General features: G+C 49.4%; 13 protein-coding genes, 1 other RNA gene and 1 pseudogene. 3 read left to right on the top strand and 12 right to left on the bottom strand.

The window, feature by feature from the left end; genetic code table 11:
* Nucleotides 1–4: 4 nt before the first annotated feature.
* Entirely contained in the window at nt 5–958 is a 954-nt protein-coding gene (locus O6R05_RS00870; protein ID WP_271191676.1) for a YihY/virulence factor BrkB family protein, read from the bottom strand.
* A 53-nt stretch (nt 959–1,011) separates the two neighbouring features.
* Here O6R05_RS00870 and O6R05_RS00875 point away from each other — a divergent pair, with 53 nt between their 5' ends.
* Both O6R05_RS00875 and O6R05_RS00880 read left to right on the top strand, forming a co-directional pair.
* The gene (locus O6R05_RS00875) at nt 1,012–1,707 is read left to right on the top strand and encodes a response regulator transcription factor (RefSeq protein ID WP_271191677.1); all 696 of its coding nucleotides are present in this window, start codon (nt 1,012–1,014) and stop codon (nt 1,705–1,707) included.
* Nucleotides 1,704–2,894 (top strand): sensor histidine kinase, encoded by a 1,191-nt coding sequence (locus tag O6R05_RS00880; RefSeq protein ID WP_271191678.1) that lies wholly within the window; start codon nt 1,704–1,706, stop codon nt 2,892–2,894. The genes O6R05_RS00875 and O6R05_RS00880 overlap by 4 nt, the downstream gene beginning before the upstream one ends.
* A gap of 36 nt (nt 2,895–2,930) precedes the next feature.
* Here O6R05_RS00880 and O6R05_RS00885 read toward each other — a convergent pair whose 3' ends face one another.
* Nucleotides 2,931–4,421: a hypothetical protein gene (locus O6R05_RS00885; RefSeq protein ID WP_271191679.1), complete on the bottom strand. Its 1,491-nt coding sequence runs from the start codon at nt 4,419–4,421 to the stop codon at nt 2,931–2,933.
* Nucleotides 4,414–5,292: an FUSC family protein gene (locus O6R05_RS00890; RefSeq protein ID WP_271191680.1), complete on the bottom strand. Its 879-nt coding sequence runs from the start codon at nt 5,290–5,292 to the stop codon at nt 4,414–4,416. The genes O6R05_RS00885 and O6R05_RS00890 overlap by 8 nt, the downstream gene beginning before the upstream one ends.
* Before the next feature lie 270 nt (nt 5,293–5,562).
* Between O6R05_RS00890 and hpf the strand changes: the two genes are divergently transcribed.
* Entirely contained in the window at nt 5,563–6,096 is a 534-nt protein-coding gene (gene hpf, locus O6R05_RS00895; protein ID WP_271191681.1) for a ribosome hibernation-promoting factor, HPF/YfiA family, read from the top strand.
* Nucleotides 6,097–6,615: 519 nt separating this feature from the next.
* Here the strand turns inward: hpf and O6R05_RS00900 are convergent.
* The 9 genes and pseudogenes from O6R05_RS00900 to O6R05_RS00940 form a co-directional block, all read right to left on the bottom strand.
* Nucleotides 6,616–7,623: a recombinase family protein gene (locus tag O6R05_RS00900; RefSeq protein WP_271191682.1), complete on the bottom strand. Its 1,008-nt coding sequence runs from the start codon at nt 7,621–7,623 to the stop codon at nt 6,616–6,618.
* Between the two features lie 62 nt (nt 7,624–7,685).
* Nucleotides 7,686–8,066, bottom strand: a pseudogene (locus O6R05_RS08280) (recombinase family protein); the annotation flags it as partial.
* Between the two features lie 68 nt (nt 8,067–8,134).
* A complete protein-coding gene (locus O6R05_RS00910) occupies nt 8,135–9,124 on the bottom strand; it encodes a HaeIII family restriction endonuclease (protein ID WP_271191684.1) in 990 nt (329 codons plus the stop codon).
* Between the two features lie 16 nt (nt 9,125–9,140).
* On the bottom strand, nt 9,141–10,073 hold the full coding sequence (locus tag O6R05_RS00915) for a DNA cytosine methyltransferase (protein ID WP_271191685.1): 933 nt from the start codon (nt 10,071–10,073) through the stop codon (nt 9,141–9,143).
* Between the two features lie 25 nt (nt 10,074–10,098).
* Nucleotides 10,099–10,347 (bottom strand): ribbon-helix-helix protein, CopG family, encoded by a 249-nt coding sequence (locus O6R05_RS00920; RefSeq protein WP_271191686.1) that lies wholly within the window; start codon nt 10,345–10,347, stop codon nt 10,099–10,101.
* A 45-nt stretch (nt 10,348–10,392) separates the two neighbouring features.
* Nucleotides 10,393–10,977: a ParA family protein gene (locus O6R05_RS00925; protein ID WP_271191687.1), complete on the bottom strand. Its 585-nt coding sequence runs from the start codon at nt 10,975–10,977 to the stop codon at nt 10,393–10,395.
* A 541-nt stretch (nt 10,978–11,518) separates the two neighbouring features.
* Nucleotides 11,519–11,862: a transfer-messenger RNA gene (ssrA, locus tag O6R05_RS00930) on the bottom strand.
* 22 nt (nt 11,863–11,884) lie between these two features.
* Nucleotides 11,885–12,430 (bottom strand): VanZ family protein, encoded by a 546-nt coding sequence (locus tag O6R05_RS00935; protein ID WP_271191688.1) that lies wholly within the window; start codon nt 12,428–12,430, stop codon nt 11,885–11,887.
* Nucleotides 12,421–13,068 (bottom strand): HAD family hydrolase, encoded by a 648-nt coding sequence (locus tag O6R05_RS00940; protein ID WP_271191689.1) that lies wholly within the window; start codon nt 13,066–13,068, stop codon nt 12,421–12,423. Before O6R05_RS00940 ends, O6R05_RS00935 begins: the two co-directional genes overlap by 10 nt.
* Nucleotides 13,069–13,099: the final 31 nt, after the last annotated feature.

The raw sequence follows: 13,099 nt of genomic DNA on the forward strand, positions 1-13,099 counted from the left end.
TAATTTAATTGTCCGTCGTCACCGGTGAAGTGAACGTGCCGATAAAGTTTTTAATGATGCTGTCACTTCTAGGCCACTTGTTCAAATCCGGGAAGTAGGTCATGGAGTAGAGCGTCGCATTGATTTCGCCGCCGAGCAAGAGCATCAGGCTCACAAGGTACATCCAGATGAGCATGACGATAATCCCTCCAAGGGAACCGTAGGTCACCGAGTAGTTGGAAAAGTTGGATACATAAAAGCCGAAGCTGAAGGTCATCAGGCCGATGCCGATGGTGGCAAAGAGTGCGCCCGGAAGAATAAGTTTTAGTGTGAGAAGCTCGCGGACCTCACTTTTTGGCGCAAATTTATAGAGCAGAGTGAAGATAATCACCATAAAAATGAACGGAATGGCATAGCGTGCCACTTGAATGAGCAGTTCCACTGCGGCGTCCAAGGCAATATAGTTGGAGACGGCATCCAAAATCAACTGGCCGAAAACTTGGCTGACCACCAATAAGATGATCAGTACAATCAGTGCGATAGCGAAAAGGATCGAAAGCAGCTTTGCGATCAGAAAAGAACGCTTTTCGTGAATGCCGTAAGCACGATTGATGTTGTTGATCACTTGATTAATACCGTTTGAAGCGGTCCAAAGCCCTGCTATAATAGAGACAATAAGTAATCCGCCGGAACTGGAGTTGATCAGATCATAGACAAAGTCATAGACGATGGTACCCAATTCGTCAGGGAGCATGCTGATGTATTCCAAAATCACTTCAGGGTTAAAGACATTAGTAAATTTTAATGTGTTGAGTAGGGCGATAAGAAATGGGAATATACTTAGTAGCATAAAATACACTAAGGAACCGCTCATTTCCGCAAGATTGTGATCACCGAGACGGTAGATCAATTTATCGGTAAAGGTTAGAGACCGATGATTGCGATGGGCATAGAGCCACTGTTTAAGTTTAGAAACCATAATTCACCTCTGTGAATGTATACCCATTTAAGTATGGATTGGAAAGGAGACTTATGAATTATAAAGTTCTCGTATGCGATGATGAGAAAGATATCGTTCGAGCCATTGAAATCTATCTTTCAGCGGAAGGTTATGACATCCTAAAAGCTCATGACGGTGCGACGGCACTGGATCTATTGGAGAACAACGATGTGCAACTGGTGCTGATGGATCTGATGATGCCGGAGATGGACGGTATCTCCGCCATTTTAAAAATCAGAGAAAAGTATAATATACCCATTATCATTCTCACGGCAAAAAGTGAAATCACCGACAAGATTATCGGCTTTAACGTAGGTGCGGATGACTACATCACCAAACCGTTTAACGCCATTGAACTGGTGGCTCGGGTCAACTCCACCATACGTCGCTTTATGAGTCTCGGTGCTGCGCCGATTGAATCCGAAACCTACCAGGTGGGACGTGTGCTGGTCAACGATGTCTCCAAAGAAGTCTATGTAGACAATGAAAAGGTGAACCTCACGCCGTATGAATATAAAATCTTACTCCTGCTCATGAAGAATAAATCCAGAGTCTTTTCGTCGGATGAAATCTATAGGGAAGTGTGGGAAGAAGAGGCGCATGATGTGAAAAAAGTCATCTCTGTGCACATCTCTCACCTCCGGGACAAAATTGAAATCAATCCGAGAAAACCGGACCTGATTAAGTCGGTCTACGGCATGGGCTACAAGATTAAGGACAATGGATGAAAAGGCGACTGAAACGGGTTCTCAGCTACATCAAACACCATCGTGCCTTGGAGGGACTATTCCTCAATCTGATGATTGTCTTTGGGACGTTTCTCTCTATCTATGGGTATCGTCTTGCGACGCTGATCTTTGTCGGGATTGTCCTCTATAAACTGGTTCAAGGGAATCTTTTGGAGAGTCTCTTTACGGCGAAGCTCTTTATGGGGCAAAATGACAACCGAATGTACAGTGTCTTCGGTGTCGTTAATATCTTTATGTTTACCGTGGTCATTTTCAGCGACTACCATTTTTTCAGTGCCTACCTAACTCTCATTGCGTTTCGAAGCGTCTTAAAACTTCAGGAGCTCTATGTGCAGAACTTCTTGCTCCATAGCGCCGTCGAAGAACTGTACGAGTTTCAAGAGGACGTTGCCATTGATCCTTTGGCAAGTGAACAGACGGAGCTGACCTTGAGGCGGCTTGCCGGCATTCGGGACGAAGTGCAGAAGTCGGTGGTTCAGTCCATGGAGACGGAGCGGCTGAAGACCGAGCTTATCACCAATATTTCCCACGACTTGAAGACGCCGCTCACCTCCATCATCAGCTATTCGGATATTTTATCCAAAAAAGACGTCATGGACGATGAGGCGAAAGAATACATTGCCGTGTTGGGCCGCAACAGCGAACGGTTGAAGGCGCTTATTGTGGATTTGATTTACGCATCCAAGACCGGCTCTGGCGCCATTCAGGTGGAGAAACTCTTCATCGATTTTAATGAGCTTGTGAGTCAAATCTATGGCGACTTTGACGAGCTTTTCAATGAGCGGGGTCTGGACTTTGATTTCGTCTATGATAATGACGATATCAATCTCTATACCGATCCCGGCATTGTGTCGCGGATTATTTCCAATTTAATTTCCAACTGCTATAAGTACGCCACACCTCATACCACCATTCACGCCAAGGTCACGACCTTTGAGACACACATTCTCTTTACGTTGAGCAATGAGACGTCCATGGCTTTTGACGGCAATGAAGACGATCTTATCAATGAGCTGGTGAAGTCGGAAAAATCACGGAACACGGAAGGGTCCGGGCTGGGACTGTATATTACGAGAAATTTGGCAGATCTGCTAGGCGGTGCATTTCACATTGTCTTTCGCGGCGGCCGATTTGAAGCTAAGCTGACCTTGCCCCGAGAAGAATAAAAACGACCTTGAGCGAGTCTTAAGGTCGTTTTTATATTATGCTTTTCGAAAATCATTTAAGTGGAGAATGGGATTTGGCGGAGTCGTCTCTCGAAGGCCGATGGCACGAAAGAAGTCGCAATAAACCGGATCTAATGTCGGATCGCTGTCTAAATACCGAGCTTTTAATCCATTTATTCTGTGGACGTCCTTTGACGGATACATCAGTGCCAATACGGACGGTTGGTGAAGGGCGGTGAGGAAGAAGCGGCTCTTCTCGTCTGAAGACAGAGTGCGATATCTCATATAGCTGTCGCCAAAGAGGAGGGTGCCGTCCCCTTCAAAGGTGACAATATCTTTAATGAGAAAGAGACGGAGAATAAAGTCCAGGGTCGGTACGTGGGACTGAAGCAACGTCTTGCGATTCAGCCGCGGCACGTCTAAAAAGGTTACTGCCTCAGCAAGGGAACTTCCCGTAAGGGCGCTGCGGCTGCTGTTCATACGAAGACTCAGTGCAGTGACGCCCTGGAGAAAGTGATCGGCAATCTCAGAGAGCTCATAGCTTAAGTGGGGGAAGTGCTCGAGGAAAAAGCCTGCTGTGGAGGTGGTGAGTTGACTCATGTAGTCAAAGGTGCGGTCTGCAACCTGTTTGAGTTCCTTTGCCGGTTTTTTCGCCGTAGGCTCCACCAAAGACAGTCGGTCATAGAGGTTGTAGAGAATGCGGACAGTTTCCAAAAAGGCATCGGTCGAGGTGAAGAAGCCCTCCTTGACGGCGTAGGCGAAGAGTGCTTCGTAGTCAAAGTGAAGATAGGACGAGAAGTTCATGTCCTCGGCATACACAGAAAGAAAGTAGAGTTGTTCCAGAAGCGCCACATCGGCAGCGAAGGACTTTGTATGGTAGGGGTGCTGTCCCATAAACACATCCAGTTCTGGAGGATTGAACATGAGAGAGAGCAATGCACCGTCGTCAAAGAGCTCCGTGTCCTCGGGATTGAAGTTGCTGTTAAAGGCAATGAGTTGATAGAGCGTCAACAAATCCATACTGTGAGCGTGATAGTTCTCAGCCGCCACATTGCCGAGCTGTGCAATGCGCACAAATTCCTCTGCAAGTCCCTTGGCGTTGATAAAGGTGAGCGGCCGTGGCGTGCCTAAGTGATGCAGTGTACCGTCCTGAGACATCACCCTAACCAGGGCGCATTCGCCGAGGTGCATGGCGACAGGCTCCAGCTCGACAGGGGTGTGGCGCAGCATATCCACAAGACCTGAGCGTTCCTGTTCCACGAGGAGAAGCCTGCTTTGGAGTAAAGGCTCGACACTCAAATCGTCATGAGGGATGCCTTGGCGTCGGAGATAGATTTCAAAGTAGCGGCGGATAGCGTCATGGTAGCTTGGATTATCCAAGACGACCGTAGTCTTTAACAGTGTCTCTGAAAAGTAGGATAAAAGCTCTTGATAGGCATGGTCTTCCTCCATGCGAATCAGATCCGGCAAGGCATCAAAAAATTGCAGCAACACGGCCACATTTCGGGTCGATGTAGTTTTATTCATGTAGCAAATCACTCACTTTTTTTAAATCACTGAGAATTTTTTTTACGTGAAGGTTAAATAAGTCGTTCACATCGCCGGTGAGCGTACCTGCGATATACGGCGTACACCGGTACTCCGCCTCCACCATGGCGAGAGCCTCTGCCTTTAGATGAGGCTGAGCCTCGATGGAGCTAAGCAGGAGAAAGCGCAGGTGGAGATCATCAAAGAGCACCATCAGCCGTTTTGCCTTATTCAGCTCAATGTTCGGGGGCAAGGGCGTGTGAAGTTCTTCCAGGAGAAGCTTATAGGCATTTGTTTGAGCTGTATGTGCAGATTCATAGTTCGTAGTCACATGGGTCATAAAAAGATGCTCACACATACGGCGGCGGGCAGTGGCATAGGTATGCTGAGCAGTGTCAGTGAACGTCTCGTGGACATCGGGAGACTTAAGTAGGTAGTTGATCACAAGACTGATGACAAGACCGAGAAGCGTCCCGAAAATTCGCTGTGCACCATAGATGAGCCGGGAGGCGGGGTAGACGAAGGACGCCACATAGACAATACAGGACAAGATCACCATGTCGTTGTGTTTATGGTAGACCAGGATGCTGATGACGATGAGAATGCCCAGTCCGCCAAGAAGCGGTCTGAATAGTGGCGGTGCGGGCAAAGCGCCCAATAGATAACCCAGCACCACGCCAAAAAAGGTGGTGATCATTCGGGTGCGAATCTCTTTAAAACTTTCCGCAAACGTGGCCTTCATGCCTGTGATGCAAGTGATGGCAAGAAATATCGGCGTCTGCAAATGGATGAGCTGCGCCACATATAGCCCCACCGTTACAGCGAGAGCGGTCTTTATCGTTCGCATGCCCAAAACATGAGGCAAGGTCATAACAGTCTCCTTCAAAATTTATATTTATATCTGTATACCCATTCAGCAATTTTGGATAAATTGACTTTTTATGTCAAAGACGATTGACCGAGCCCTGCTCATCCACAGGATTAAACCCGGACAATGCTTGTGAAATTCACTTTTCAACAATGTTATCCACACTATGTACAAGGTCTTGTCCACAAAAATATAATTGAAGTAAGGGATTGGTAAAAATGGGGTATAGATTTAACAAGCTAAAAGCTTACTACGCAGCGAAGGAGTGACATTATGAAATTAAAGCTTGTAGGTAAAAATTTAGATTTAACTCCCAGCTTAAAAGCACAAAGTGAAAAGAAACTGTCCAAGCTGGATCGATACTTTGATGAGGACGTGGAAGTCCGTTGCGTGCTGTCCTCGAAAAAAGGACTGAGAACGGTGGAACTCACCGTGTTCTTACCGGGCACCATCTTGCGGGCGGAGCATAGTTCGGACGATATGTATGCTTCCATCGATGAGGCCATCGATCTGTTGGAACGTCAAATACGCAAACATAAAACGAAACTCAAAAAGCGCTATCAAGGACCGGAAACCATTCGCTTCGATCAGATTACAGGCAACGAGGAGGACGATGACGGACCTCAGATTGTCAAACGCAAACACTTCACCTTGCGGCCGATGATGGAAGAAGAGGCGGTGCTTCAAATGGACTTACTCAACCACAACTTCTTTATCTATCTGAATGCTGATACCAATGAGATTGATCTGATGTATCGTCGGGACGATGGCGACTTGGGCTTGATTGAAGTGGAGGTTCAAAATTAAATACATTTTTAACAGCGGGTACGCCCGCTGTTTTTTTGTGCCGTCAATTGTAACTCGCTGTCTCAATCGGTGGTGACGCGTGGCAGGAAATGAGAATGATGTCGCATTTTGTCTCGGATGCTTGTCGCTTCAGAAAGGCATAGGGTGACTGATGACGGGACTTATAACCATATGATGGAGGAGAAAAAATATTTTGAATATGTCGAGAAGAGCGATGTATCACCAAGTTTGATGGAGGCCGTTCGGGGTTTTAACAAAATACACACCCATTTACGGGTGTGTACTTAAAAAATGAATGCATAGGTTTTTCAAGAATGAGTAAACAAAAAGATTTAGTGCAAATATGTAGCGTTACTCATGATAGAAATGGTGGAGGCGGCGGGGAAGCAGTCGAACTCAACGCCTCCCCCTTTAACAAAAGGGGATTCGTCGGTCCAATACTCATCTAGCGAGAACCAGTCCCGCCACGTGATTTCCTGCTTGTCGTCCTCGGAGAACCACATGCTCACGACGAGCTTGTCATCGTACAGATAGACCTTGTCCACGAAATACTCGAAGACTTGGTCTCGAATCTCCGGGTCGTTCACGTCGGCATGCAGGAACCTGTCGAAGTATGCCTGAATGCTGTGCTTGTCCTCGCACAACGACACGCGGACGTTTTCCGTCCCTATGGCATCGTTCAGGGCGCGCTTTTGCTCTTCGAGCTGCGTGAGACGTTCCGTCACCGTATCGCTGACCACGCCCCTCTCGATGACCTTCACGAGGTTCGCAAGGCTTTTCTCCACTTCCCTGCGCTTCGAGATACGCGGTGTCGTCGTGGTTCTTCTCGTAATACTCCGCCGCATCCAGAGCGAGCGCCGTCACGTTCTCCTCGTCGTCAACGATGTTGTGCAAGGCGAACAGCACCATGTCCTCCAAGTCCTGCTTGCGGGCCTTGTGCAGGTGGCACTCTTTCCTGCGCTGGGCGGAGCAATAGTAGTAGTAATACGTCCGTCCCGTCGCGCTCGTACCTGACACGCCCTGCATGGTGCTCCCGCACTCACCGCAATAGAGCTTGCCCGTGAGCCAATAGCGCGGAGCGTCGTTCGCGTCCATGCCGTGCGCCCGCTGGGAACCCTTGCGCTTGTTCTCGGCGAACCGCCTTTGCGCCCTGTCGAAAGTCGCCTTGTCGACAAGGACGGGCATTCCGCCCTCGACCACGATGTCGCCGTGGTGATACTCGCCGATGTAGGCGCGGTTCTTGAGCATCTTGTTCAGCATGTTCACGCTGAACTTCGCGTTCCTCGGCGTGCGCAGGCCCTGCGCGTTCATCTCCTCGGCAATGATCTTCAGCGGCTTGCCCGACGCGTATTCCCCGAACGCCCACTGCACGAACGGCGCCGTGTTCGGGTCTGGGATGTACTTCTTCGTGGACCTGTCCACGTCATAGCCGAACAGCTTGTGACCGTTGTACAGGGCGTGCTGCGCGTTGTAGTCCATGCCGCGCTGGATGTTCTGCGACAGCTGGCGGCTGTAATACTCCGCCATGGCCTCATCAATCCCTCGATGAGGACGCCTTCGGGTCCCTCCGTCGGGATGTGCCCGGCCAACAGGTGAATCTCGCATCCCGCGTCGCGGATTTTCTTCTTCGCCATCGCCAGAACGTATTTGTCGCGTCCCAGACGGTCGGTCTTCCACATGATGAGGGTATGAGGACGAATTTTTGCGACTTCCGACAGCATCTGCTGGAACCCCGGTCGTGCGTCCGTGGTGCCGGATATTGCCGCGTCCTCATACTCCTGCACGATTTTGAAGCCGTGCGCATCCGCCCATTCATGGGCAAGCTCACGCTGCTGGTCGATGCTCGCGTCGTTTTGCGAGTGGGACGAGAAGCGATAGTACGCTATCGCAAGGTTGTTGTCGTTCGGCGCGAATTTCTTCTTACGCCATAGGTTTACCCCCTCCCGTTTTTTCTGCTTATAGGCTTTCACGTCTATTCTTCCTCTGATAGATAGCCCGCCGCCCTCACGGAACGGCGGGCATTTCAATGTTTATCTCGCTAATCCCAAGGTTCAACCTGCGCAAATAACGTAGATGGGAAAGAAATCAACTGAACATCAAACTTCAAAGACGGTTCAACCCTTGAACTTGCGTTATGTAGTCTCATTGAGATTTCCCATCCGTTATCACATACGACATGAATTGTATTTTGCGACCTCACACCATTAGTTTCCTTGAAACCAATGTGATAGAACCTCGTCGGCACCTTCAAAATAGGCACTGTGGTAATTGATTTATGCCCCTCAGACGCCTCATTCAACGTGCCCGTCACGTTGACAGCTTCAACACGAGTTGTTCTACGCGCATCATCAGTTATGACTTTGTAAAAGTCATAACGTCCTATCAAATATCGAATGAGCCTTTCAGGCACATTGTCATAAGTCTCACTCAATCGCCTCAATTCATCCATAAACGACTGTAAAATCGGTTCATAGTAGTCACCAGCTTTATCTGGCAAATCCGACCATAAAGCAGGCGTTCCCGATTCTTTACTATCGTCACGCAACTGCCTAAGTCGTGTGAATTTCGGAACCACTTCCGAGAAATATGTTCGCGAACACGGATGGTCAAACCATTCAGCACCAAAATCAATCATATCTGAAAGACGACTGTGCTTAACCGCATGATGGTTATGCTTGCAGGAAAGTCCAATCTCCCAACGATGACCCCTACGGATGCATAAAACATCTCGAACATCTCCGGCAATACCTGAGGCATCTGCCTGAACGGACAACACAAGCGGCGTGTCATTATCTGCATATTCCAAACGAGGCTCCAAACGGGTAATAACCCTGACAGCTGCATTCGCCGCATCCATAAAATCATTCTGTTTCTCACCTGCGGTTTCGAAACAATTTTTAGCAGTGCGCATCTGCGCAGTATCTTCCACAATTACATCCTGCGTATCTTTGTATTTGTCATAAAGTGCAATAACGCAGGCATATTCAAACGCTTTGCCCAGCTTTGTCTGGCTACCTGACTTAGCCACGCACATTCCTCCCTTCTCAATAAACCTTTTCCAACGTCTCCCGTACACGCACAGCAACCGCTTCCGCCAAGTTACATGGCACCGCATTACCAATCTGCTTGTATACGCTGGTCAAATCACCGCAGAACTTCATATCAGCAGGAAACGTCTGAATCGCAGCTGCTTCCTGCCAGCTCAAACGACGAGTCTCACCATCTCCGAATTGCCAAACATCTTTATCAATCTTAACCATATCCGGCGAACCCGGCCACAGCGTCACCTGCTTTGCCATAGCAGGAATGGTGTAACTCACTTCATCCCAGCCACGTTTGCGATTCCGAGACATATACCGACTGCTGTACGGAGCCATGCAGACGTCCCCATCGCCCGGAGCAGGAACATTCTTCAACGCCTCCCGAAGCGTAACAAGGTTATCGCTCGATTCAGGATATACGAACTCGTCAATGCCCAAATCCTTACGAAGACCGACGATAATCACTCGCTCCCTGTCTTCGGGCACGCCGTAATGCTTTGCGTTCAGCAACTTATACCGTACGTCATAACCGCAGTCTGAGAATGCCTCAACAATCGCCTCGATAATCTGTCCGCCGCCCATCGTGAGCAGACCTTTCACGTTTTCTCCGACAAAAGCCAACGGACGCTTCGCCTTGACAATGCGCACATAATGCTTGTACAGAGAATTGCGGCTATCGTCCAACTTACGCGGACCAGACAAGGAAAACCCTTGGCACGGGAACCCACCGAGAATAATATCGGTATCGGGAATATCGTCCTCAGAAATCTGTCCAATATCGCCACATACTACGGTTGCATCGCTCCAACGACGGAACGTATCGCATGCATCCTTGTTAAAATCATTCGCCCAAACCGTCTTGAAACCGGCACGCTCGAATCCAATATCCAATCCGCCTGCTCCGCAAAAAAGACTCGCCTGTGTCATTTGTTTCATTTTGCCATCTCCTTTTCTTATTTTGTTACCACTCATGATTCGCGATGTACTCGTCGGCAGCCAGACGGAAAAACGCGGACAGGCTCAACCCGTGAGCCTTCGCAATCGCCGTCAGGCGCGCCTTATCACTTTTCGTCATAGAGACCAATGACGTGGCGCGCTCCTCCGATGCATCGGCGGAAACGCTCGCCTTGGCCTCCTTCTTATCGTGTTCCTTCGCGGCGTCTGCTTCGAACTTATCAAGCAATGCCGCCATATCTTGTTTCCTCGTCATGCTCTACCTCCTCGCAATAGATACTATTTAGATAATCAGTATCTATTAAGTATCTATCCTTTTCAACTGCTGCTTCTCGAACGGCAGGCCCGCCAGAATGCTAACCTTGCGGCACATCGCGCGGACCGCCTCGGCGGCGGCATCGTGCCTGTCCACGTTCACGACGGATTTCTGCATGCCCTGCGCCTGCACGATTGCCTCGGACTGCGGAACCTTGACGACGTTTTTCGCCCATGGCTTCTTCTCAAGCCACGCCATGAACGACGCGCACATGCGAAAACGGTTCGTCCCGTTCACCACGATAACCAGCGGGGCATTCGTGTTCTTCGTCACGATAGAGACCGTTCGCGTGAACGGCTCGATGTCGTTCGGCGTCGGTCGAACGGGGATGACGATGACGTCCGCACCGGAAACAAGGTCGCTCAGATTGTCCGTCAGCACGCCCGGCGTATCGACGATGGCAACCTCGGCATCCTCGACCTTCTTCGAAGACGATGCGTCCTTATACTGACCGTCCAGAGAGTAGAGTGACGCGGGCACGCCCTGTCGCACATAGCTCTCGTAAAGCTCGTTGGCTATCACCGACTTACCGGTGCCGCCTTTCTCGCAAACGACTGCGATTGTCTTCATATCAGCACCTCCATCCTATCAAATATATATACTCAATATCTAAATTATAGCTACTGAATAAATAAAAATCAATACGCAGTAGCTATCGGAGCACGTCCTTTTGCAGACCAGAGCAGGGTCTTCATCAGGGCTTTTGCTGGTCTCCAAACGGGCTTCGCGCCCTCGCCTCGCCCCGTCCGTTCCGCCGCGTTTTCCGAATCCGGCTCATAAACGAGCGGACGACGAAAACCCCGATTTTCCGCCCCTTGCGCGTACGTCCACCCGCATCCAACCGCCGCCCGCAGGGCGACCACCCTTGCAGCGAGCGAACGCGAGATGCGCAAGGGCGCTCGAATACCCTAAGGCCGCTTCAGAGGCGTTTTAAGGCACGAAAAAAGCCCGAGGGGTAACGAGTACCCCAACGGGCTTAAAACGGGCTTAAAACGCAAAATACGGCGTTTCACAGCAATGGGAACGAAAAGGGGACGCCATCAGGCGTCCCCAAATCTATACACAAGCGCAAACTCATTCTTGTAAAAGAAGAGTTCGACGCTTCCTCTTTTGGTGGAGGCGGCGGGAGTCGAACCCGCGTCCGAAAGCTCTTTACAGTGAACTTCTCCGAGTGCAGAGCTGTCTTTTTATTTCACTGCAACACCTCGACAGTCAAAGTTGCGGCAGCTATTGACATGGTTACCCCCTAAGTTATGTCAACTAACTTAGCTTTGTGTCCAGCTGAATTTGACACCCAGACCGGCTCGCTGGCCTTCCGGTGTGGATGATCCGAGCCGTTAGGCTGCGAATGCTAAATTTTCGTTTTTGTCGTTTGTTTTTTTGTGAGCTTTAACGCTGTCTCAAGCGACTCGCTATTCAGTGCTCCAAACCCCCGTCGAAGCCATTTTCGCCCCCGTGGGATTACACACATTATAAATTAAAATTGACGCGGGGTCAATTGATAGGCAATGTAGCCGAGCAGACCGCCGAGTGTGTTTAAAATCACATCGTCCACGTCCAGTGTGCGGCCGATGATGAGCTGAATGAGTTCAATGGCAATGACACCCAAGCACAGAGTGATAAAAAAGCGATGGAATTTTTTGAAGTAGGGGTAGACCATCGGCAGTAAGATGCCAAGGGGAATGGTGATGAGCACATTACCCAGAATATTAATCAGGGCAAACTCGATGTCGCCGTACGCCATAAAGGTACGGATGGTGTGAAAGGGTTCCAAGTTCATCCGCTGGGCAATGGGAAGCTCGTGAGTGATCACACTGGGACCTGCCAACGTGGAGTTGGACATGAACAGAAAGATAAGCAGCATAATGAAGTAACCGTAGAAGAGACTCATGGTCACTTCCCGCCGCACACTGGAACCGCGTTTGAGATGGCGGAAGTAGCGAGTGCGAATTATGCTAAAGGCACAGAACACCACCACAAAGAGCACCAGAGCTCGCAGAAGATAGAGCAGTGTCAACGGCATGGCGTCCACTCCTCGAAGCTTGTGATCATCGCATCGACAAATTCACCTACGGCGGCATAGTTGGAATAATTCATAGGATCTTTGACACAGCAGGTGTGCATACCGGCGCAGTGAGCCGCTTTTAAAGCAAACTCCGAGTCGTCGAAGACCAGAGCTTCCTTCGGGTCAAAGGCCTCAAGCTCCGCAACTTTCAAATAGTAGGCAGCAAGATCTTTGGCAATGCCCACACCCTCGGAGGTGTAAATACCGTCAAAGACCTGACTCATCTCAAAGCGTTCCAGCAGCGGTGCGACAAAAGCTTCGTCGGTAGCGGTAGTCAAAAGGACTTTTGCACCGAGATCTTTGTAGGTATGTACGGTTTCGAAAGCGCCGGGCTTCGGCACGACTTCGTTTAAATAGTAGTAAAGGACGGTGGCTTGCATATCGTCGTAAATGGCATCGATCGTCTCTTCCAGGCGGAAGGTATCTTTAATAAAACCGCAAGCGGTATATAAGCTCATCGTATTCATTTGGGCAATGACATCCGGCGTGATGGTTAAGTGCCGGCGAGCTAAAAAGTTTTTAGAGAGATTTCGCCACATGGGCATGGAGTTCACGAGGACGCCGTCCAGGTCAAACAGTATTGTATGTATTTTCATAAGGTCACCGTATCTATTATCTATGATTGGG

Source organism: Peptoniphilus equinus, from assembly GCF_027921445.1.
In the GTDB taxonomy this organism is placed as follows: domain Bacteria; phylum Bacillota; class Clostridia; order Tissierellales; family Peptoniphilaceae; genus Peptoniphilus; species Peptoniphilus equinus.